Here is a 22,396-nt window from a genome sequence, read left to right as displayed (position 1 = left end):
ATCATCCAGTTGTACGAATCTCAGCCCTTGATGAAACGCTGCGCAAGACTCAGTTGCGATTCGGCCAATTGGTGCAGGGTCTGGCTGATCTCGGTGGTGCGTCCTGCCTGCTGACTGGTGCGCTCTGTGAGGCCGGCAATCTCGGTGATCTGCTGGTTGATCTGCTCGGCGACCTGGCCCTGCTGCTCAATGGCCGCTGCCATCTGCTGGTTCATGCTGCTGATCTGGCCGACTTCCTCGTAGATACGCACCAGTGCCTGGCGGGTTTGCTGCACATCGGCACTGGCGCGCAGCGCGGCCTGCTCGCCACGTTTCGCGGTGGTCAGCGCGTTGCCGCTTCCGCTACGCAGGCTTTCGATAGAGCGCTGGATTTCATGAGTCGAGTCACGTGTGCGTGAGGCGAGGCTGCGTACTTCGTCGGCAACCACGGCGAAGCCCCGGCCGGATTCGCCGGCGCGGGCGGCTTCGATAGCGGCATTGAGGGCCAGCAGATTGGTTTGTTCGGCGATGCTCTGGATCACGCTGGCGATGCCGCCGATCGACTCGATAGCATCGGCCAGGTTGCCGACGGCGCTGCCGATCTCTTCCACCGAAGAGCGCATGGTCTGAGTGGAGTTCTGGCTGTCGTCCGACAGGCGTTCACCGTCGTAGGCCAACTGGTTGGCGTTCTGCGCGGCCTGGGCGGTGCTCTGCAGGTTGCGTGAAAGCTCCTGGATGGTGGCGCTCATCTGGTTGATGGCCGCGGCGGTCTGTTCGGTCTCGCGTACCTGCCTGTTCAGTTGTTCGGCGGTGTTCTCCACCACTTCGGCTGAAGTATGTGCCTGCTGGCGCAGAACCTCGCTGTTGATGCTGATGCGTGACATCACCGTAGTCATCCGCGCGCGCTGGCTGTTCAGGGCCATCGCTAGCAGGGCGCTGCTGTCGGCGTGGCCGCTATGCAGCGGCGCCAGTAGCGGCTCGCTGTATATTTCCCGGTACTGGCCAAGGATTTTGCGGGTCAGTCGGCGCTGGCGCAGGGCTGGTTGCAGCCCGGCCAGCAGCAGCGCGAAGAGGGCCAGCAAACCTGTGGCCAAGGGCAGTTGCGCGGTGATGATTGCGCCCAGAGCGAGCAGGCCAAGACTCAGTTGAAGGCCATGACTGGCGAGCAGCGCAGTGGAACGCTGGCCTGGCGCCCACGGCGATTGACCACGGTCGAGGCGGGCATAGAGTGTGCTGGCTGCGAGTATTTCTTCACGGCTGATCGGCTGGTAGACGGTGCCGAGCGCCGAGAGTTCTCCGCCATCGAACAGCGGCACGACATAGAGCGTGTGCCAGTAATGCCCGCCCTGCCTGTGACGCCCCATCACGGGGCCAGTCCAAGGTACGCCGGCACGCAGCGCACGCCACATGCTGTCGATGACCACTGCGGGCATGCGCGGGTCATTGATCTGCTCGTGGGGTTTGCCGATCAGTTCGTCTTCGCGCAGGCCGCACATTCGCAGGTAGGCCGCATTGCAACTGAGCAGCACGCCTTTTGGATCGAGGCGCGATATCGGCGGTTCATCGAAGTGCGGGAGGTTGGGGTGGATGGCAGCATTCATTGCACGACTCCTCGCGGTTACCAGGGCAGCACGCGCTCGGCGCGCATCTTGCGCACCATGGCGTCGTAGAACTTGGTGGCGAAGCCACTCTCGCGGATCAGCATGGCGGTGAGGTCCGCGCACCTCTCGGCAATACCGGCTTCGAGCGGGTTGTCTTCGCCGCCCAGGGCGCCGGCGGCACACTGGTTCTCGGCCGCGCGTTGCACCGTCCAGAGCAGGAAGAAGGCTTTCTCGATGCTGCTTTCGCCCACTGCGATACCGTGGTTGCGCAGCACCAGGATGTGCTTGTCGCCCAGGCTTTCGATCATCCGGGTCTTCTCGTCTTCAAACAGCGTGATGCCTTCAAAGGTGTGGTAACCGATGCGGCCGTAAAGTTGCGCGCCGTAGAAGTCGTCATGGGTGAAGCCGCGCTTTTTCTGCACCACGGCGGAGATCGGCGTGGTGTGGGTGTGTAGGAGGCACTGGATATCGTCGCGCGCGCCATGCACGGCACTGTGCAGAGCGAAGCCTGCGGGGTTGCCGTCGTAGGGTGACTCGTCGAGCTTATTACCGTGCAGGTCGACCTTGAGCAGGTTGGCTGGAGTGACTTCGCTGTAGTTCAGGCCGAACGGGTTGACCAGGTAATGGTGGGCCGGGCCAGACAGGCGTGCGGAAATGTGATTGAAGATGGTCTCGGTCCAGCCGAAGTAATCGACCAGGTGGTAGCAGTGGGCGAGCTTGATGCGCAGCGCCCATTCTTCGTCGCTACAGGTTTCGGGCTTGAGGGTTTGGATCATTGCGGTCATGGTGGTTTCTCTAGGGCGGTAGGACGCACCTGTCAGGCACGATGGCGTTATGTCAGGCGCAAGGAGCCAGGCGCAGGTTGTCATGGAACCCGTTTCGGCCGGGAAACTCCGGTGCGAGTACGCGTGCATTGGGCATCTTCAGCCACAGGCGCAGTAGGCGGCGTTTGAGGTCTGGATCGTCGTGATCCTCAAAGTTGCTACGCGAATGCATCACGGCGTAATTGTTGGCGAACTGCATGTCGCCGGGTTCCAGCATCATGTCCAGACGGATCGCTGGGTCATGAATGATGGCGTCGATCAAATCCAACGCCTGGACTTCTACCTGGCAGAGCTTGACGTTGCTCTGTTCGTGGCCGAGTTCGATATAGGCACGAAGGTAACGACAGCTGAGCTTATCCTCGTGGTAGCTGAAAATCGGAGAGGGGACCGGTAGGTCATTACCCAAGTGTGCGAAATATAGTGGGCGATAGAGCAACGCCAGATAGTGGGGGTTCCTCTCCAGGATCTCGTTGTAGACGGTCGCAGCGCTGACCAGGCTGCTGAGTCCGCCTTGCTTGGCCTTGCGTATGGACAGGAGTCCAACTACATCGGACAGATCTGTGTGGTAGGGCAAGTAGGCGTTAGTTTCGTAGACACGAGTAGTTTTCTCTTTGGAGTTGCCTATGGCGGTCACCACGCCCAGCAGGTCGGCGCGTGGATTCTGAGTCACAGGAGTCCCCATGTGCAGGCCCAGGCCGTAATAGATGATTGCCATTTCCTCTTCGCTATAGAGCTCGGCTGGCAGGCCACGAAGGAGAAGAAAACCGCGGCCATTCTCCAATTCGTTCGCAAGGTTTTGGATCTCCTTATCCAGCTCTGGTATCAAGAAATCCTCACGTATGAAGTTCGGAGCCTTTAGGCCACGATCTCTAACCTGCACCATGGCGCGATCAAGCACAGCGAGCGTGTCAGGGGATAGGTGATATATCCAGGCTTGCTCAGGGTCTTTCACCAAATCTTCGCCACGCCAGGCGCAGGGTGAATCGATTTTTTGGGTAAGCAGGGAGGTCATGGTTTTTTCCTTTCCTGTGATGGGGTAGATGTGGGCGCGATGACCGAAACGATGTCAGTGCTGCTGCGTGAAGGGTGCCGAGTTAAAAAGCGCGCTAGCGAAAGAATGTCGCGAGTGGTGGGTACGCCGAGGCCGTGGTGCTCTGCAAGTTCGACTACCGCGTCACCGATAGCGGCGAGTTCCAGAGCGCGCCCATGCTGATAGTCCTGCAGCATCGAAGTTTTGACTGCGCCCATGCCTGCACCAAGTTTCATGAATGTTGGTGGGTCGAAATCAATGCGTGCGCCATAAGCTGCGGCAGTGAGTAGCCCTTCATGAAGTATTTTCCCCACCAGAGGGGTTAACTCGGGCTGGCTATAGAGCTCTTCGAGTGTTGCCCCAGTGATTACCGACAGGGGGTTGGAGGTCAGATTGGCGAGGATTTTGGTCCACAGCGAGTCTCGGATACGATCACTTGCTCTGGCTTCTATACCCGCGTCTTCGATCAGTTGACGGATCGTTTCGAGTCGTTGGCTCTTGCGGTTATTTGGCTCGCCAAGAATCATCAGGTGCGGATTGTGTGAGCGTGCCTGTCCTGGGCTTATCGTTTCTGCAGTTATGAATACTACGCACCCGAGGATATGTGCCGGATCGAGAGATGCCAGCAGGGTTCCGTCTGGATCAACCGCCTGTATAGGTTGACCAGCCATATTTCCGGACTCGCCGTGGAAGTACCACCATGGCACGCCGTTCACGACCGGAACCACGGTTGTATGTGGGCCGATCAACGGTGCCAGATGGGGGACCAGCGTGGGTAAGGATTGTGCCTTGACGCACAGGAAAACCACGTCCTGCTCGCCGAGCAGGACACAGTCGTCGCTGGCGTTTACCGGGGCGTTATGTTCGCCATCCAGGTCGGTCAGGCGTACGCCGTTTTCGTTTAGCGCGGTGAGTGTGTTGCCACGGGCGAACATATTCACTGGTTGACCTGTGGCCGCCAGGCGCGCCGCCAGGGTGCAGCCAATGGCACCGGCGCCAACAATGCACAGGCGTGAAGGGATCGAGCGAGCCATGGGGCTTTCTCCTTGCAAATAGGTTGCGCCCGCGAGACGGGCGCATGGTGGATCAAGTCGCGAGCATTTCCTGGTGCTTGCTGGCCAGGCCTAGGTAGGCCTCAATCACCCGCGGGTCATCGGCCAGTTCGGCGGCCGGGCCCTGCATGACGATCTGCCCGGTTTCCAGCACGTAGGCGTAGTCGGCAACACGCAACGCCGCGCGGGCGTTCTGCTCCACCAGCAAGATCGACACACCCTGGCGCCGCAGGTCGGCGATGATGCGGAAGATCTCTCGAGTGATCAGCGGCGCCAGGCCCAGGCTCGGCTCGTCGAGCATCAGCAGCTTGGGCTTGGCCATCAGCGCACGGCCTACGGCGAGCATCTGTCGCTCGCCGCCGGAAAGGGTCGACGACTCTTGCTTGCGGCGTTCAAACAGGCGCGGGAACAGGCTATAGACTTCCTGAAGGGTGCCGTCGAGGTACTTATCGCCTTTGCGGTAGCGCATAAAGCCGCCGAGGCGCAGGTTGTCCTCGACGCTCATGCTGCCGAACAGTTCACGCTTTTCCGGCACCAGGCCCAACCCGCGCCCGACCAGCACCTCGACTTCCGGTACGGCTTCCAGGGTTCCGTCGAAGTTGACTTGGCCCTTGGAGCCAAGCACGCCCATGATCGCCGAGAGCAGGGTGGTCTTGCCGGCGCCGTTGGGACCGATCACGGTGACGATCTGGCCTTCGCCGACGGTCAGGCTGGCATTGCTTAGCGCCTCGACCTTGCCATAGGCCACGCTCAGGTTTTTTATTTCGAGCAGGATGTTACGAGGTTGATTACTCATGGTCTTCACTCCGCTCCGCCGAGATAGGCTTCGAGCACCGCCGGGTTTTTTTGCACGTCATCTGGCAGGCCTTCGGCAATTTTCTGGCCGAATTCCATGACCGTGATGCGGTCCACCAGGCCCATGACAAAGTCCATGTCATGTTCCACCAGCAGTATTGCCATGCCTTCGTCACGCAGCTTGCGCAGCAGGTTGCCGAGGGCTTCCTTCTCTTTGTGACGCAGGCCGGCGGCGGGCTCGTCGAGGAGCAGCAGGCATGGGTCAGCACACAGCGCGCGAGCGATTTCCAGGATGCGTTGCTGGCCAAGGGCGAGGCTGCCAGCTTCTTCATAGAGGTAGTCGCCGAGGCCAACCCGCTCCAGTTGGCGCCGGGCCTCACGCAGCAAGTCGGCTTCTTCGGCGCGCTCCATGTGCAGCAGCGACGATACGATGCCCTTGTCGCCACGCAGGTGGGCGCCGATGGCTACGTTCTCCAGCACACTCATGGTTGATAGCAGCTTCACGTGCTGGAAGGTGCGGCTCATGCCCATGTGGGCGATACGTCGCGAGGGAATGCCGTTGATCTTCTCGCCAAGGAACAACACCTCACCCTCGGTGGGGGTGTCTACCCCGGAGAGCTGGTTGAACATGGTGCTCTTGCCCGCGCCGTTGGGGCCGATCAGCGCGAGGATTTCTCCGGCGCGGATCGATAGGTTCATCTGGTTGTTGGCAACCAGGCCACCGAAGCGTTTGGTCACGTTACGTGCTTCGAGGATAAGTTGGCCGCTATCTGGCAGGTCCCGGCGCGGCAGGCCGCTCGGCAGGTCATCTGCTCTGGGCGCGTTGTGGTCGTGGCGCCAACGGGCTGGAACCAAGCGCACCAGCAGTGGCCACAGGCCGCCCGGAGCACGCTGCATGAGCAATACGATAAGCAGGCCGAAAACGATCGTTTCGTAGTTGCCCTGGCTGCCCATCAGCGTCGGTAGCCAGTCCTGCAGCCACTGCTTGAGCATGGTCAGGATACCGGCACCGAGCAGGGCGCCCCAAACGCTGCCCACACCGCCGATCAGTGCCATGAACAGGTAGTCGATGCCCATGTTCAGTCCAAACGGCGTCGGGTTCACGAAACGCTGGGTATGTGCGTAGAGCCAGCCCGAGACGGTGGCGAACAGCGCGGAGATGAGGAACACCACCAGCTTGGAGCGAAAGGTATTCACGCCCATCGACTCGGCCATCACCTGGCCGCCCTTGAGCGCGCGGATGGCTCGGCCTTCGCGGGAGTTGAGCAGGTTACGGGTGATCAGGATGGCGACCAGCAGCACCGCCCAGATCAGGTAATAGATCTTCTCGCCCTTATCCAGCGTCAGACCGAACAATGAGATCGACGGCAGATCGGCGATGCCGCTCTGGCCGCCCAGCCCATCCAGGGTGCCGAACAGGTAATAGAGCGAAATGCCCCAGGCGATGGTGCCCAGCGGCAGATAGTGTCCGGACAGCTTCAGGGTCAGGGCACCGAGCAGCACGGCTACACAGACAGTGAGGGCGATGCCCACCAGTAATGACAGCCAGGGTGAACCGGCGGTCCAGGCGAGCCAGACGGGCAGTTGCTCGGCGGTGGTCAGATAGGCGCTGGTATACGCTCCGAGGCCAACGAACGCGGCCTGGCCGAAGCTGGTCATGCCACCGACCCCCGTGAGCAGGACGAGGCCCAGCACCACCAGGGTATACAGGCCTATGTAGTTGAGCAGGGTAATCTGGAAGGACGGCAGTAGCAGCGGCGCGACGCCGACGATGACGACCAGCAGGGTGACGAGGAGGCGCGGTTTCATTCTTCTTCCTCCACATGACGGCTAGTCAGTGAGCGCCAGAGCAGGAACGGGATGATCAGGGTGAACACGATGATCTCTTTGTAGTTACTGGCCCAGAACATCGAGAAGGCCTCCACCAGACCAACTGCCAGCGCGCCTAGGGCGGCGATGGGGTAGCTGACCAGGCCGCCGATGATGGCGCCAACGAAACCTTTCAGGCTGATGATGAAGCCGGAGTCGAAATACAGGGTGGTGATTGGGGCGATGAGAATTCCCGAGAGGGTGCAGAGAAAGGCGGCCAGAGCAAAGGTCGTCTTGCCCGCCAGGCTCGGCGATATGCCCATCAGCCGTGCCCCCATGCGGTTCACCGCAGTGGCGCGTAGCGCCTTGCCATACAGGCTGCGTTCAAAGAACAGGAACAGGCCGACGATCAAGCCCAGCGAGACAACGATCACCCACAGTGTCTGGCTATTCAGTGTCACTGGGCCGAGCTCCAACCCTGTTTCGGAGAACGGTCGAGTGCGTGCGCCATCGGGGCCGAACAGCAGCAGGCCGACCCCGACCATGGCCACATGCACGGCAATCGAGACGATCAGCAGCACCAGCGAGTGGGCGCCGGCGATTGGCTGGAAGAACAAGCGATACATCTGTGGGCCCATTGGCACCAGCAGGGCCAGGGTCAGCAGGGCCTGGATCGCCATGGGCAGGTTTGCCAGTAGTAGATTCTGTACCAGCAACACCATGGCTACGGCGTAGGCGAGCTTTATCGGCAGGTATTTGGGTAAGCGAAAGCCGTGGCCTTTGTGCAATGTGCCGAGCAGATCCAAGGTGCAGTCGATGACTGTCAGGGCGAGCAGCAGCCAGACCAGTCGGGTTGGCTGGCCAGCTTGCAGAGCCGCCATGGTCAGAGCGCCGAAGGTGACAAACTCACCCAGAGGGATCAAAAGAATTCGTGTCACGGTAAAGACCAGGAGAATGGAAAGCGCCAACAGTGCGTAGATCGCACCATTGGTCACGCCATCCTGACCCAGCAGCATGGCTATCTGAAAATTCATGGAGGCAATATCCTTCGATGACAGGATTCGTATTGCGCGCAGCGACTACCGGCCAAGAAGGCAGGTAGTGGTCTGGCGTCTAACGTACGGTCGGTGCCAGGCACCGGCTAAGGCGTGGCTGCTGTGTTACTTGAGCAGCACCCATTTACCGTCCTTGACGGTGATCAGCTCGCGGCCGCGTTTGTCGAAACCGCTGTGATCTTCAGGACTCATGTTGTACACGCCCTGGGTCGCAGCCAGCTCATGGGTCTGTTCCAGTGCATCGCGCAGTGCCGAACGGAACTCGGCGGTACCTGGTTTGCCTTTTTGCAACGCGGTGGGAATGGCGTGCTCCAGCAGCAAGCCGGCATCGTAGACATTGGCGCCGAATGTCGCTGGCGCGCTGCCATTTAGCTGGGTGTAATCATCGATGTATTTGCGCGCCACACTCTTGGATGGGTGATCGTCCGGTACTTCGTCAATCACCAGCATCAGGCTGGCTGCAAGGATGGTGCCTTCGACCTTGCGCCCGCCCAGTTGCAGGAACGGCGGGAGAGCCGCGCCATGGGTCTGGTAGACCTGGCCCTTGTAACCCTGGTCGAACAGGGTGGTCTGCGGCAGCACGGCCGAGCTACCCGGTGCGGCGACCAGTACGGCGTCCGGTTTGGCCATGAGGATCTTCAGGCTCTGGCCGGTGGTGGATGTGTCCTGACGCTGGAAGCGCTCGTTGGCGACGATTTTTATCCCGTTCTTTTCGGCCAGGGCCGTCATGACTTTGCCCCAGTTCTCACCATAGGGGTCGGCGGTGCCGATCAGGCCGAGTGTCTTTACGCCGGTCTTGACCATGTGCTCGACCAGCGCTTGGGCGATCAGGTCATCGTTCTGGGTGGTCTTGAATACCCATTTTTTTTGCTCCGTCATCGGTAGTACCACGGCGGCGCTTCCGGTTGGGGCGAGCATTGGCGTGCCCGACTCGGCAGCAAATTGAATCACCCCCATGGCATTGGGCGAGCCACTTGGGCCGATGATTGCGTCGACATGTTCTTCGTCGATCAGTTTCTTGAACGCCTTCACCGAGGCCGTCGGGTCGCTACCGTCGTCCAGCGAAATGTAGGTGATGTTCTGATCGCCGACTTTCTTCGGCATGAGCGCCACGCTGTTCTTCTGAGGGATACCGACCAGTGCGATAGGCCCGGTCGAAGAGGTGACGACACCGACTTTCACATCTGCCTGAGCCGCCATCGACGCGCAGAGCGCACTTAACATCAGGGTGGACACAGCTTTCTTGAACAGCATGTCGTGCTCCAGGGTGCAAGGCTAATAAGCGGGCTGAGTTGCGGTACCTATGGGGTATCCGCATAGCCTCTCGTAATGCGCTTGGTGATATTCACCGGCGAAAGCATCACCGCCTGACAGCGGTCGGCGTGCTAGCGACGAATTTGCAGATTGCATGCCAGAACTTGAGCTGCACCAGCAGTGCGCACACCTCGCTCATCTCCCCTCTCGACTAAAAAAGCCGGCGATCGGCAATCGTCGTTGGTCAGTCGCATCGTCAGTAAAAACAGCGATTTAAGTGATTTTTTTTCTGCTTTTTATGGCTAAAAATGTATGCAAAGAGCGTGGTTTTTTAAGATTTAAAATGACGAATATTTGTTTTCGATAGGTGTTTTCTTGAGCCTTTTTTCTGTTCAAAAAACAACCTGGTAACACTTGTCTGATTGCTGTTGACTCGGGTTTGTATGTGTAAATTATTGTTTTATATGAATTTATTTTTATTTATCGATGATGGGATGAACCTTTGGTAAAGCGTTACCAATCTGCACGTGACTGGTGCGATTCATGGAAATTCGCACCAAATCCGATCGATATTATTAAGTACAATTCAATTGACAATTCACGTAATTATGGCGATTTTAGATTTAGCGAATCGGCGGCCTCGTGCTCGCCACGCCAACAACGTTCGAGAAGGTAGACGGTATGACAATGGTGATCGAGCAAATGAAGGTAGGGGGTACTGGCCTGAAGGTGATGGTGAAGGACACCATCGATATTTCTGGCTATCCGACCCGCGCGTCCAGTAGGGCGCTACAGGATGTCGGTCCAGCTACGCAGAACGCCGCCGTGGTCGATGCCCTGTTTGATGGTGATTGCCAGGTTGTCGGCAAGACCGTTCTGCATGAGCTTGCCTATGGCACTACCGGCATCAACCATTACGCCGGTACTGCCGAGAATCCGCGATATCCCGGACGTATTCCTGGCGGCTCCTCCAGTGGCTCGGCGGCGGCCGTCGCTGCTGGGCTCTGTGATTTTTCCCTGGGCACCGATACCGGTGGGTCTGTGCGCATTCCTGCGTGCTGTTGCGGTGTGTTCGGCTTTAAGCCTACGTTCGGCCGCATTGATCGTCGGGGGGTGATGCCCGCGCAGAGCAGCCTGGATTGCGTCGGCCCCTTCGCGAGCCGCTTGTCCCTGCTGATTGAGTCGATGCGCATCATTGATCCTTCGTTCAAGCCATTACCGGAAGTCGCAGACATTTGTCTCGGTGTGGTCTCGGTGCAGGCATCGAGTGAGGTGCAGCGCGCTATCGACGCCGTGCTTCATGCCACCAACCTGACGCTCGGCAATGTACAGCTCAATAGCATGCAGGCTGCCTATGATGCCGGCATGGTGGTGATCAACCGCGAGACCTGGAATGCCTGCGGGCATCTACTCGATACCGGCTTGGTCGCCCCGGATGTCGCCGGTCGCTTGCAGGCAGCCGGGCAGACCAGCGATGACGCGCTGGCCGCCGCCGAACGAGTGCGCACCACGTTTACCGCCGAGGTAGATGCCGCCCTTGAGCGTTTTCCGGTTTTGGTCCTGCCGACTATGCCTGACTACCCATTGCGTCTCGAGGACGCGGCAGACACCCGTGCGGTGCTGGGGATGACCGCGTTCGTGAGGCCTTTCAATCTTTCTGGTCATCCGGCTCTGAGCATTCCCTTTGAAGGGGAATCCGGTTTGCCGGTCGGCCTGCAACTTATCGCCGCCAAAGGCGCTGACGAACTGCTTTTGGCGGTCGCTGGCGAGTTGTTGCGGCGTCTCGATTCCAACCTTCTCTGATCGTGGATCCTGTCATGACTTCGCTCACCCTGGTCGGCAATACGCCGTCTGCCGCCATTACCGACAATCAGGCCTTTTCGGCATTGTTGGTCGATATCAAAAAACGCGCCCGTAGTGGCGAATTCGACCGCCTTGGCTATATCGCCCAAGACGTGATTGACGCCTTCAAGACGCTGGGGGTTTACCGTGCTCTGGTGCCCCGCCGCTTCGGTGGTGACCAGTGCTCGCCAGGCGAGTTCTGTGCCATGGTCGAAGAGATTTCCAGGGCAGACGGTTCTGCTGGCTGGGTCGCCAGCTTCGGTATGAGCCCGGTCTACCTGGCGTCGCTGCCTTTGGATACCATTCGGCAGGTCTATGCAAATGGCCCCGACGTAGTCTTCGCCGGTGGCTTTTTCCCGCCGCAACCAGCCGAGGCCGTGCCAGGTGGCTTCAAGGTCAACGGCCGCTGGAAGTACTCCAGCGGCTGCATGGGGGCTTCACTGGTGGGCGTCGGTATCGCACCAAAAAACGGTGACAAGCTGGACTTGCCGCGCCTTGCGGTAATGCCACAAAGCAAGGTGCGTATCGAGCAGACTTGGGACACCGTCGGCTTGCTCGGTACCGGTAGTCATGACCTGGTGGTCGAGGATGTGGTCGTATCGGAGGAGTGGACGTTCGTGCGCGGTGGCGCGGCCAATCTTGACGAGCCGTTCTTCCGTTACCCCTCGCTGTCGTTCGCCACCCAGGTCCTTTCCGTCGTCGGTCTTGGCGTTGCCCGGGCTGCCTTGGACGAGCTCCGCGATATGGCTGCTGGGCGCATCTCGGTAACCGGTGCGCCGGCTGTGGCCGACAGGCCACTGGCCCAGGTTGAGATCGCTAAGGCTGAGGCTGCGCTGCGTGCGGCTAGAGCTTTCTTCTTCGAATCCATCGAGGACGCCTGGCAAACGGTGTTGCGGGGTGACTCGCTGTCGGTCGAGAAAACCAACCTGCTACGTCTGTCTTCGACCCACGCTACCCGCGTCGCCGCCGAGGTGGCGCGCACCGCGCAGATGCTGTCGGGCATGACCGGCGTCTACAACAGCAGCCCGTTGGCACGCTGCGTGAACGATGCGCAGGTGGTCACCCAGCATGCCTTCATGGGCGACATTACCTACCAGAATGCCGGCGCCGTCTTCTTCGGCAAGCAGCCCTTGCCGGGCTATCTCTGACCCTTATCTGGAGCCAATCATGAGTGAGAAAAAACCACTGCGCGTGCTGTTCTGCATGGGCATCAACCAGAACTTCTTCGATGCGCCGCGCGAGGAGCAACTGGAAGTATGGGGAGCGTTCAGTGCCATGTGGAACGGCATTCACGATCTGCCTGGAGTGACGGTGTTCGGCAACATGGACGATGACCAAAGCATGGTCGGGCCATCCAGCGGATACCCCTGGACCACTTACCTGCTGGCCGATGTGCCGGACATTGAGACTGTACACGCGGCCTGCAACCTGTTCCGAACCACACCGGTGGGCGAAGGCACCTACAAACTGTGGCGTTATGCCAAGGTCGAGGCCCGCACTGGCCGCGAACTGATCATCCAGCGCGCGTGATTGACATGTTGAACGAAGCCCTAATCGCCAATCTCGAAGCGCGTCTCAAGCGCTTCGAGGCCGAGCACGCCATACGCGCCTGTATGAATCGCTACATGGTGCTATGCGATGCCCTCGACGCAAGCACGCAACTGACTGAGCTGGCTGGCCTGTTCACGATCGATGCGGTCTGGGAAGGCAAGGGCGCCAAGTACGCCAACAGCTTCGGCGGCTATCGTGGGCGTGAGGAGATCGGCGCGATGTTCTCCACCTACATGCAGACCCCGGCGCACTTCGCCCTCAACGTGCACTTCCTCACCAGCGAACTGATCGAGGTCGGCACCGACGGCGCATCGGGCAGTTGGGTGATGTTGCAGACCTCAACCTTCGCCAGTGGCGCTTCGCACCTCAATGCCGCGCGGCTGACCGTGCGTTTCGCCGAGGAAAACGGGCAATGGCGCATGGCACATTTCCAGACCGAGAACCTGTTCAGTCGTCCGGTGGATGCCTGGAACAGCGAGGCGGCCTTGCCCGTTCCAAGCCGACCCTCGGCTGAATGAACCAAGACTTTTTAAAGTCGGCCAAACAAACCGACCAGGAGCCAACTGTGAATAACATGATCGATGTCGTGAACCTCGAATGTGATCCCGCCGAACGGGTGCAGGCGGACCGCGTACACACCTCGCTGTACACCGACGCGAAGCTGTTCGATGCCGAGATGGAAAAAATCTTCTACAGCACCTGGGTATGGGTCGCTCACGAGAGCGAAATCCCTGACTCTGGTAGCTACAAGAGTACTTATATCGGCAAGCAGCCGGTGATCGCCGTGCGTGATCGCAAGAAGCAGATCCATGTCCTGCTCAACCGCTGCCGCCACCGTGGTGCCACTGTTTGCGAGCACAAGAAGGGCAAGACCAACAGCTTCGTCTGCCCCTATCACGGTTGGGGCTACGCCCTGGACGGCTCTCTGCGCGGCATTCCGCACCCTGACAGCTACGGCGATTGCCTGGACAAGAGCGAACTGCCACTGGTCAGCCTGCGTACAGAGAGCTACGCCGGGATGGTCTTTGCCACCTTCAAGGACGACATCGAGCCGCTGGTGGACTTCCTCGGTCCAGCTAAAAAATGGATGGATCTGTTCATGAAACAGGGTGCTGGCTATGGCATCAAGGTGCCGGGCGAACACCGCTTCCGCTTCCCGGGCAACTGGAAGATCCAACTGGAAAACACCACGGACGCCTACCACTTTCCGCTGGTTCACAAGTCGTTCCTGCACTCGGTGGATCAGCAGACCATGGACATGCTCGATTTCGTTGATGGCTCAGGCTATGTCGAAGACCTCGGCAACGGCCACAGCGTGATGGTCATGATCCCTGACCTGATCGACCTGGAAGCCAACCTTGATGCACCGATTCCGACCCGCTTTGAAAGCCTGGCCCAGGAGTTGCGTGACGAAGGTATTGAGGACCTTCAGGTCCGCCGCATCGTCCGTGCGGTCGGTGGTTCGGGCTTCAACCTCAATCTGTTTCCCAACGTTGCCTGCTCTATGGCGTTCTTCCGGGTGCTGCAGCCGATCTCGGTCAACGAAACGGAGATCCATCACTCGGTGATCACCATGGATGGTGGCCCGGCAGCCGCCAACCGCTACCGCTTGCGTCTGCATGAGCACTTCCAAGGTCCGATGGGCTTCGGTACGCCGGACGATTCCGAAGCCTGGGAGCGTGTGCAGAAGGGGGCCAATGCTGGCGAAGATCTATGGATCATGCTCAACCGTGGCCTGCCAGGCGAGAAGCCGAGCGAAGACGGACGGATCAGCGACGTGTCAGCCGAAACAGGTATGCGCGCAGCGTACCAGCAGTGGAAAAAAATGATGTCGGCCTGACCGACCAGACCGACGGAGAACGCGAAAATGAATCTGCAATTGCTTCAGGAAGTCACCGCCTTTATCTGGCAGGAAGGCGACATGCTCGATCACAGCGAATACGACGCCTGGTTGGCGCTGTGGGCGCAGAAGGGCACTTACATCATCCCCATCGACCCGTGCGAGGAGGATTTCGAGAACAGCCTGAACTACGCCTATGACGACGCGCACATGCGTGAGCTGCGGGTGCAGCGGCTGATCGGTGGTGAGTCGATCTCGACGACTCCGCGACCGCGTACTGTACGCACCATTTCGCGTTTTCGCGTCCTGTTCAATGACGGCGAGTTTGTCACTGTGCGCTGTGCGCAAAACCTGCGCGAGTTCCGCAAGGACGTGCTCAAGCACTACAGCTCGGACACGGTGTACGAACTGCAACGCAGCGGCGAGAGCTTCAAGATCCAGCGCAAGCTGATCCGGCTGATCAATTCCGACGATACCCTCGCGGGTATCGGCTACATCCTTTGAGGGTCCGGCTATGAAGCAGATCGCACTGGTCACTGGTGCAGCCCAAGGATTGGGCTACGCCATTGCCGCCCGGCTGTTCGCCGCTGGCTACACAGTGGTTATCAGCGACCTTTCCCTGGAGCGCGCCCAGGCGGCTGCCGAGGCACTGGATGCCAGTGGTGAGCGGGTGTTGGCGCTCAAACTGGACGTTACCAACAAGGCCGATTTCGAGGCCGCACTGGCCGTTACTCTGGAACGCTTCGGTGCTCTACAGGTACTGGTAAACAATGCGGCAATGACCATGACCACGCCGGTCATGCAGATCAGCCCGGAAGAGTTCGACAGCGTTATGAGCCTCAACACCAGAAGCATCTTTGTCGGCTGCCAGGTATTTGGCACGCACATGGCGGCGGTCGGATACGGGCGCATCGTCAACATGGCTTCGCTGGCTGGGCAGAACGGTGGCACCGCTACCGGCGCGCACTACGCCGCATCGAAAGGCGCCATCGTCACCCTGACCAAGATTTTCGCCAAAGAGTTGGCCGCAAGCGGTGTGACGGTCAATGCCGTTGCGCCAGGGCCGATCGACTCGCCCATGGTGCATGCAGTGGTATCGCCGGAGCGCATGGGAGGAATGCTCGCCAATATTCCGGTGGGGCGCCTGGGGAATGCGGATTTTCTCGGCGACCTGATCGTGCAACTGGCACGGCCGGAAGCCTATTTCACTACCGGGGCAACCTGGGACGTGAATGGTGGTTTGTTCATGCGCTGAGTTTCAACGAAAACATAATGCGACGGCCGAACCAGCGGCCGCGTTCTTACCTTGACGTCCAATGCGGGTGAGCCCGAGATGATTGAAGAGCTCTTGACGGTGCAGGTGCGCAAGCGCCAGCTCCAGGGCGACGGTGTCGTCGTTCTTGACCTGATTCCGGTGGGTGGCGCCAAGCTGCCGGCCTTTGAAGCCGGTGCCCATGTGGATATCCACATCGCCCCCGGCCTGGTGCGCCCGTACTCGCTGTGCAGCGACCCGGCGGACAGCGCTGTATACCGCCTCGGCGTGCTCAGGGACCCCGCCTCGCGCGGCGGTTCCACGAGTGTGTACGACACGTTGCTAGAAGGGGCAGAGGTGCAGATCAGTGCGCCGCGCAACCTGTTTCCTCTGGCAAGCGAGGCGCGCCGCTCAATCCTTATCGGTGGCGGCATCGGCATCACCCCGATGATCGCCATGGCCTATGCGCTGCATGCCAAAGGCGAGGATTTTGAACTGCACTACTGTGGCCGCTCGCGCAGCCGCAGTGCTTTTCTCGACGAGTTGCAGAGCGCCGCTTTCGCCGAGCGCGTTCACACCCATTTCGACGATGAGGCACCCGCGCAGAAGCTCGACATGGACCGCGTGCTCGGCCAGGCCGAGAGCGGCGTACATGTCTACACCTGCGGCCCGTCCGGATTCATGGACTGGGTGATCGGTGAGTCGGTGAAGCATGGCTATGCCGATGACCATATCCACCGTGAATACTTCCAGATTGAAGTGGACAACAGCGGTGCCAGCTTCGAGGTGGTCGCCGCGCGCAGCGGCAAGACGGTGCAGGTCGCCGAGGGGCAGACGATCCTCGCGGCGCTGGCGGACGTCGGCATCCAGATCGAGATCTCCTGCGAGCAGGGCATCTGCGGTACTTGTCTATGTGATGTGCTTGAAGGCGAGCCGGATCATCGCGACGTGTACCTCACAGACGATGAGAAGCAGGCCAACGACCAGATCTTGATCTGCTGTTCTCGCGCCAAATCGAAAAAGCTGGTTCTGGATATCTGAGGAGGTAAAGCGATGGTCGATGTAAGCGGATTCCGCAATGCCATGTCCCGACTCGGAGGCGCCGTTTCGGTGATCACCACCGATGGCCCCGCAGGACGTTTTGGCTTCACTGCTTCGGCGGTGTGCAGTGTTACCGATTCACCACCCACTCTGCTGGTGTGTATGAACCGCGCGTCCTCTTCTAACGCGCACTTCAAGCACAACGGTGTGCTTTGCGTGAATGTACTGAGTGCAGACCTGAAGGACATTTCGGGCGTATTCGCCAATCGCGAGCTTGGCTCCGATCAGCGATTTTCCTCGACCGCCTGGACGTCCCTGGAAAGTGGTTCGCCGGTGATGGAGGAGGCCCTGGTCAACTTCGATTGCCGCATCGCTCAAGTTCATGAAGTGGGTTCGCACAGCATTTTTTACTGCGAAGTTCTGCGTATCAAAGAGGGCAGTGCTGAAGAGGGATTGGTGTACTTCAACCGGGCATATCACAAGCTCTGTGACGTATCCAAGGCGCTGTCCTGACGCTGTATTGGTCGTAACTTAAAAATCTTCCAAACCTATAAAACCCCCGACGCTTGCGTGCCGGGGAAGGGCTCTTGTTGCCTGCTTCGCGGATAACTGTGCCGTTCAGAGCACCCCGTGAATTGACTGCCAAGTTATCGATTTTTGTTGATCTGCTCACACCACAACACCCGGCTCGCCGGATAAAAAAAAGGAGCGTCACATGTTCCAAAAATCATCACTTGCATGCGTGTTTAAAAGTCTGTGCTTTATCGGTGGGGGCATTGCACCGATAGCCGCACAGGCAGACCTGGTCGACGACAGCCACCTGAAGGTGGACATGAAGAATCTCTATCTGAACCGTGACTTCACCACCAGCGACGCTGTCCAGTCCAAGGTCGGCAACTGGTCCCAGGGCTTCGACCTGCAATTTACGTCTGGCTATACCAATACGCCGATCCAGTTCGGTATGGACGTGGATGCCCAGTACGCTATTCGCCTGGATTCCCATGGCGACGACGGCTCTTTGCCTATGGACTCCAGCAGCGGCCGCGCCTCGGATAACTATGGCCGCGCGGGTGCCACATTAAAGATGAAGTACTCCAGGACCGAACTGAAGGTCGGTGATATGCGACCAGAATTGCCAGTCGCCTGGCACGACCCGAGCCGTCAGCTTGACACGATCTTCCAGGGGGCTGTGGTCGAGTCCAAGGAAATCGACGGTCTTACCCTCACCGGTGGACGTTTCTGGTCAGCGGTTACTCGCGAATCGTCCAACCACGAAAAGTTCTACAAGTACGGCTCCACCGACAACCTCGATAGCGACAAAGGCCTGGACTTCGGCGGTGCGACTTGGAACGTTACCAAGAACTTCCAGGCCAGCTACTTCTATGGCGTGATGCATGACATCTACAAACAGCACTACGTCGGCTTCGCCCACACTGTCGACTTAGGTGGTGACTTCCGTCTGCGTACCGATGCGCGTTACTTCAACAACAAGGAAGACGGTGACGCGTTGAACGGTAAGATCGATAACCGCGCATTCTCCGGCGGCTTCACTCTGACTAAGGGGGGACACAAGGCGAGCATCGTCTATCAGCGCATGTTCGGCGAAAGCATTTTCCCGACGCCCAACGGCTACATCCCGCAGTTCTACCTGCTGAACTGGGCCAACCAGCCATTCATGCGTCCACAAGAACGCTCTTGGGGGCTCGGCTACGGCTACAACTTCGCCGGGCTGGGCTTGCCGGGCCTGGCCTTCAGTAGCCGTTTCATCAAGGGCAGCGACATCGCCCAGGCCGGTCGCCCGGATGGCGCAGAGAATGAGCGCGACCTCGCCGTGAAATACGTGGTGCAGGAGGGGCTGCTAAAAGGCGTAGGCGTGGAGTGGAAGAACTATCTGGTGCAGCAGCGCGACTTCGGTCATGACTTCAGCGAGAACCGCGTCTACGTCACCTACACCTGGAACGTTTTCTAAGAGGCTGCCCGCGATCTGTTTCGAGTCGGTCAGATAGGGTGAAGCTACTTTTGTCTGGCCCTGGCTTGTGAGGTCGTGAGCAGACTCGACGTCGACCCCTTGCCCGCTTATGGCAAAAACCGTATGCGGGCAGCATGGATGTGGAGTTTTCTATGCATGCTCACTGTGAACAACCCAGGTCGCTGCGCCGCATCGTCGTCGCTTCGGTGTTCGGCAACGCCCTGGAGTGGTACGACTTCTTTCTCTACGGTACCGCCGCTGCCCTGGTGTTCGGTCCGTTGTTCTTCCCGCCCGGCACCGACCCGGTGATCGGCACTCTCGGTGCTTTTGCCGGCTTTGCCGTTGGCTTCGTCGCCAGACCTTTGGGGGGGCTGATATTCGGCCATCTTGGGGATCGCCATGGCCGCAAAAACGCCCTGGTGATCACTCTATCAATGATGGGGGGAGCGACCTTCCTGATGGGCCTGTTGCCGACCTTCGAGCAGGTCGGTTATCTGGCACCGATCTGTTTGGTGATTCTACGCATCGTTCAGGGCATTGCCTCGGGTGGTGAGTGGGGGGGAGGGGTGCTGATGCTCAGCGAGAACGCCCCAGCCAAACGAGTAGGTTTCTACGCGGCATGGAGTCAACTGGGTGTTTCGGGCGGCTTCGTACTCTCTGCCGTAGCTTTCTACCTGGTACAGATGCTGCCCGAACCGGACTTCATGAGTTGGGGTTGGCGCCTGCCGTTCCTGCTCAGCATCTTGATCTTTGGTGTCGGCATCTACATTCGCCGGCGCCTGCCGGAAAGTCGCGAGTTCGAGGCGGCGGTCGCAAAAAATGAGGTTCAGGCGCACCCGCCCGCGCTCCAGGTTCTGCGCGAGCATCCCAAGGCGGTACTGCAGGCTATGGGGCTGCGGGTGGCGGAGAATGGTGGTGCCTACATTTTCCTGTCCTTCTCCATGGCCTATGCCAAGTTCACCGGCCTGTCGACTCAGGTGGTGCTGATCGGGGTGATGCTGGCGATGACCGTGGAGGCCTTCAGCATTCTGTTTTGGGGCTGGCTGTCCGATCGTATCGGCCGGCGTGCGGTGTATGCCATCGGCTCGGTGAGCCTCGCGCTGTTCGCGTTTCCGTTCTTCTGGCTGATGGACACTCACCAGCCGCTGCTGGTGTACCTGGCCTTGTTGCTTGGCCTGCCGTTTAGCCATGCGGCGATGATAGGCACCCAGCCGGCGCTTATGGGCGAGTTGTTCCCCACCCATGTGCGCTACACCGGCCTGGCCATGGGGCATGAGATCGCCTCGATCTTTGCCGGCGGTCTGGCGCCTCTGGCTGCTACGGCGCTGTTCGCCGTTTACCGCGATGCCTGGCCGGTATCGCTGATGCTGGTGTTCTTCAGCGTGATCACGACCCTGACTCTACTCAGCATCAGCCGTAATCGCCCATATGCCATGCAAGAGGCAAGCGCCTAGTGTCCTTTTTATGGAGTTCCTGCTCCTTTGCCCGGGTCGCTCTCCCGAGCTTTTTTACCGTTGGACGATACCGTAGGTATCGCTGAGGATCGAAACATGCGTCGTTATTACCGCGGTACCGACTTGAGTCGCGTCCATAGCATTGCTGAGTTGGCAACGCTGGCCTGCCAGCGTCTGCCCCATTTCGTCTGGGAGTACCTGGCCGGCGGCGCCGAGGATGAGCTGACCTTGCAGCGCAATCGCCAGGCCTATGTCGAAGTCGGCCTGCAGCAGCGCGCGTTAGTGCCTTGCCATGTACCAGGTACCGCCCGCACGCTCTTCGGCAAGTCGGCTGCATTGCCGCTGCTGATCGGTCCCACTGGCTACAACGGCATGTTGCACCGTGATGCGGATATTCACTTGGCGCGAGCCGCGACCGCGCGAGGCGTGCCTTTCTGTCTGAGTACTGTGGCCAATGCCGCACTGGAGACGATCGTTCGCCAGGTGCCTGGCGTCGATTTGTGGTTCCAGCTCTACGCCATGCGCGATGCGAGCATTCAGGCTAGCCTCCTGGCCCGCGCTAGGGAGGCCGGTGTCAGTACCCTATTGTTGACCTGCGATGCGATGGTGCTGGGCAATCGCGAGTGGGACCGGCGCAACTTCGTGCGGCCCCGCCAGCTCAGCCTGCGCAACAAGCTGCAGGTGCTGCGCCACCCACGTTGGTTGCGTCAGGTGATGTGGCCCCATGGCTTGCCATCGATGGGGAACCTCGACCCTTACCTGCCTGAAGACGAACGCACGGCTCTGGGCTCGATGCAATTTATCGGTGAGCAGATGGATACGCTCCTCGATTGGGACGCCCTGGCTTGCGTGCGTGACCAGTGGGCCGGGCAGTTGCTGCTCAAGGGCGTGTTGCACCCGGCAGATGCCGAGCGCGCCATTGCCCTCGGGTTGGATGGTGTGGTGATCAGCAATCACGGTGGGCGGCAGTTGGACGGCGCGGCGAGCGGACTCGATGCCCTACGCCTGATCGCACCGTTGGCCCGTGGCCGCCTGACACTGCTGCTCGATGGCGGCATCCGCCGAGGTAGCGACATCGTCAAGGCCCTGGCTCTGGGGGCCGATGCCGTGCTGCTAGGGCGAGCCAGCCTATATGGCGTCGCGGTCGCGGGAGAGGCCGGCACGGCTCGTGCGCTCGACCTGCTCGCAGAGGAGCTGCGACGTACACTCAACCTGATGGGCTGCCCTGACATAGATGACCTCTCGGCCGAATGGCTGACCTTCAACATGCGGCCCGCCGTTGTGCGGGCCTACTGACCGATTGGAGTACCCATGCGCTTGTATGAACTGATCACCTTCACCGTGCGCGTGCGCACCCCGACCGTCGCCCTGGCACGTATCGAAGCGGCCCTGGCGCAGAGCCTGGATGGCGTAGAGTTGATGGGCTGCTGGCTCTCGGAGATTGGTCCGCAGAATCGCATCGTTCTGCTACGCGGCTTTCCCAGTGAAGCACTGCGCCAGGCCGAACGTGAGCGTTATCTGCTGGCTGACGATGCCTTCGGTATCGGCGAGTTCCTGCTCGACATGCAGGCCGACGACTACTGCCTGTTTCCCTTCCTCAAGCCCCTGGCTCCCGGCGCCCACGGGCCTTTCTACGAATTGCGTGAATACGATCTGATTCCTTCCGGCCTGCAACCGACTCTCGATGGCTGGGCCAAAGCCGTGTCGGCGCGCACTGGCGCAAACTACTCATCGGTGTATGCGGCTTTTTACGCCACCTCGGGCGCCCTACCTCGCTACCTGCACATCTGGCCCTACACCAACTTGGAGCAACGCCTTGACGTGCGTACGCGCGCAGTGGCCGACGGAGTTTGGCCTCCGGAAAACTCAGGGCCGCAACTGCGAACCATGCATTCTATCGTCTACCTGCCCGCGAGCTTTTCGCCGTTGTGCTAAACCTTAACGCCGTCTGTTTAAGTTGCCTGTTGGCGTCGACGCCGAATTGACCTAGTTGCCGAGATGTCACTGACCCAGTCTGATTCCTCAAAAACCATTGCCTGTTCTACATT

At 59.7% G+C, this 22,396-nt stretch carries 21 protein-coding genes; 13 read left to right on the top strand and 8 right to left on the bottom strand.

Annotation, left to right across the window (positions count from 1 at the left end; translation table 11 throughout):
* Positions 1 to 20 precede the first annotated feature (20 nt).
* From INT12_RS22100 to INT12_RS22065, 8 genes are all read right to left on the bottom strand, one after another.
* Positions 21 to 1,580 (bottom strand): methyl-accepting chemotaxis protein, encoded by a 1,560-nt coding sequence (locus INT12_RS22100; protein WP_017846855.1) that lies wholly within the window; start codon positions 1,578 to 1,580, stop codon positions 21 to 23.
* A 17-nt stretch (positions 1,581 to 1,597) separates the two neighbouring features.
* A complete protein-coding gene (locus INT12_RS22095; protein WP_017846856.1) occupies positions 1,598 to 2,365 on the bottom strand; it encodes a class II aldolase/adducin family protein in 768 nt (255 codons plus the stop codon).
* A gap of 52 nt (positions 2,366 to 2,417) precedes the next feature.
* Entirely contained in the window at positions 2,418 to 3,416 is a 999-nt protein-coding gene (locus INT12_RS22090) for a TauD/TfdA family dioxygenase (RefSeq protein WP_017846857.1), read from the bottom strand.
* Positions 3,413 to 4,468: a ketopantoate reductase family protein gene (locus tag INT12_RS22085; RefSeq protein WP_017846858.1), complete on the bottom strand. Its 1,056-nt coding sequence runs from the start codon at positions 4,466 to 4,468 to the stop codon at positions 3,413 to 3,415. The genes INT12_RS22090 and INT12_RS22085 overlap by 4 nt, the downstream gene beginning before the upstream one ends.
* Positions 4,469 to 4,520: 52 nt before the next feature.
* Positions 4,521 to 5,282 carry an ABC transporter ATP-binding protein gene (locus tag INT12_RS22080; protein WP_017846859.1) on the bottom strand — a complete coding sequence of 254 codons (762 nt, stop codon included), beginning with the start codon at positions 5,280 to 5,282 and terminating at the stop codon, positions 4,521 to 4,523.
* 5 nt (positions 5,283 to 5,287) lie between these two features.
* The gene (locus tag INT12_RS22075) at positions 5,288 to 7,090 is read right to left on the bottom strand and encodes an ABC transporter permease subunit (protein WP_193040786.1); all 1,803 of its coding nucleotides are present in this window, start codon (positions 7,088 to 7,090) and stop codon (positions 5,288 to 5,290) included.
* A complete protein-coding gene (locus INT12_RS22070; protein ID WP_017846861.1) occupies positions 7,087 to 8,124 on the bottom strand; it encodes a branched-chain amino acid ABC transporter permease in 1,038 nt (345 codons plus the stop codon). The genes INT12_RS22075 and INT12_RS22070 overlap by 4 nt, the downstream gene beginning before the upstream one ends.
* 126 nt (positions 8,125 to 8,250) lie before the next feature.
* Entirely contained in the window at positions 8,251 to 9,399 is a 1,149-nt protein-coding gene (locus tag INT12_RS22065; RefSeq protein WP_017846862.1) for an ABC transporter substrate-binding protein, read from the bottom strand.
* Between the two features lie 681 nt (positions 9,400 to 10,080).
* On the opposite strand from INT12_RS22065, the gene INT12_RS22060 reads away from it, so the two are divergent.
* The 13 genes from INT12_RS22060 (at position 10,081) to INT12_RS22000 (ending at position 22,283) form a co-directional block, all read left to right on the top strand.
* A complete protein-coding gene (locus INT12_RS22060) occupies positions 10,081 to 11,202 on the top strand; it encodes an amidase (protein ID WP_026140004.1) in 1,122 nt (373 codons plus the stop codon).
* Positions 11,203 to 11,216: 14 nt separating this feature from the next.
* On the top strand, positions 11,217 to 12,389 hold the full coding sequence (iacA, locus tag INT12_RS22055; RefSeq protein ID WP_193059015.1) for an indole-3-acetate monooxygenase: 1,173 nt from the start codon (positions 11,217 to 11,219) through the stop codon (positions 12,387 to 12,389).
* Positions 12,390 to 12,408: 19 nt separating this feature from the next.
* A complete protein-coding gene (locus INT12_RS22050) occupies positions 12,409 to 12,771 on the top strand; it encodes a hypothetical protein (protein WP_017846866.1) in 363 nt (120 codons plus the stop codon).
* Positions 12,772 to 12,776: 5 nt separating this feature from the next.
* Positions 12,777 to 13,310, top strand: a complete 534-nt coding sequence (locus INT12_RS22045; protein WP_169885625.1) for a nuclear transport factor 2 family protein — start codon at positions 12,777 to 12,779, stop codon at positions 13,308 to 13,310.
* A gap of 56 nt (positions 13,311 to 13,366) precedes the next feature.
* A complete protein-coding gene (locus INT12_RS22040; protein ID WP_226926277.1) occupies positions 13,367 to 14,632 on the top strand; it encodes an aromatic ring-hydroxylating oxygenase subunit alpha in 1,266 nt (421 codons plus the stop codon).
* 27 nt (positions 14,633 to 14,659) lie between these two features.
* Complete coding sequence (locus INT12_RS22035; RefSeq protein ID WP_017846869.1) at positions 14,660 to 15,136, top strand: aromatic-ring-hydroxylating dioxygenase subunit beta; 477 nt, start codon at positions 14,660 to 14,662, stop codon at positions 15,134 to 15,136.
* A gap of 10 nt (positions 15,137 to 15,146) precedes the next feature.
* A complete protein-coding gene (locus INT12_RS22030) occupies positions 15,147 to 15,887 on the top strand; it encodes an SDR family NAD(P)-dependent oxidoreductase (RefSeq protein WP_017846870.1) in 741 nt (246 codons plus the stop codon).
* Positions 15,888 to 15,965: 78 nt separating this feature from the next.
* Complete coding sequence (locus INT12_RS22025) at positions 15,966 to 16,925, top strand: PDR/VanB family oxidoreductase (RefSeq protein ID WP_193059014.1); 960 nt, start codon at positions 15,966 to 15,968, stop codon at positions 16,923 to 16,925.
* Positions 16,926 to 16,937: 12 nt separating this feature from the next.
* On the top strand, positions 16,938 to 17,438 hold the full coding sequence (locus INT12_RS22020) for a flavin reductase (RefSeq protein WP_026140007.1): 501 nt from the start codon (positions 16,938 to 16,940) through the stop codon (positions 17,436 to 17,438).
* A gap of 202 nt (positions 17,439 to 17,640) precedes the next feature.
* Positions 17,641 to 18,894, top strand: coding sequence for an OprD family outer membrane porin (locus INT12_RS22015; protein WP_079443223.1), 1,254 nt, complete (start codon positions 17,641 to 17,643; stop codon positions 18,892 to 18,894).
* 152 nt (positions 18,895 to 19,046) lie between these two features.
* Positions 19,047 to 20,348 (top strand): MFS transporter, encoded by a 1,302-nt coding sequence (locus tag INT12_RS22010; RefSeq protein WP_052743417.1) that lies wholly within the window; start codon positions 19,047 to 19,049, stop codon positions 20,346 to 20,348.
* Between the two features lie 96 nt (positions 20,349 to 20,444).
* Positions 20,445 to 21,644 (top strand): alpha-hydroxy acid oxidase, encoded by a 1,200-nt coding sequence (locus INT12_RS22005; protein ID WP_017846875.1) that lies wholly within the window; start codon positions 20,445 to 20,447, stop codon positions 21,642 to 21,644.
* Positions 21,645 to 21,659: 15 nt separating this feature from the next.
* Positions 21,660 to 22,283 (top strand): NIPSNAP family protein, encoded by a 624-nt coding sequence (locus INT12_RS22000; protein WP_046491074.1) that lies wholly within the window; start codon positions 21,660 to 21,662, stop codon positions 22,281 to 22,283.
* Positions 22,284 to 22,396: the final 113 nt, after the last annotated feature.

It is taken from the genome of Pseudomonas sp. K8 (genome assembly GCF_014889455.1).
In the GTDB taxonomy this organism is placed as follows: Bacteria; Pseudomonadota; Gammaproteobacteria; order Pseudomonadales; family Pseudomonadaceae; genus Aquipseudomonas; species Aquipseudomonas veronii.
Note: the sequence above shows the minus strand (reverse complement) of the source record. Positions and strands in the feature narration are given on the sequence as shown.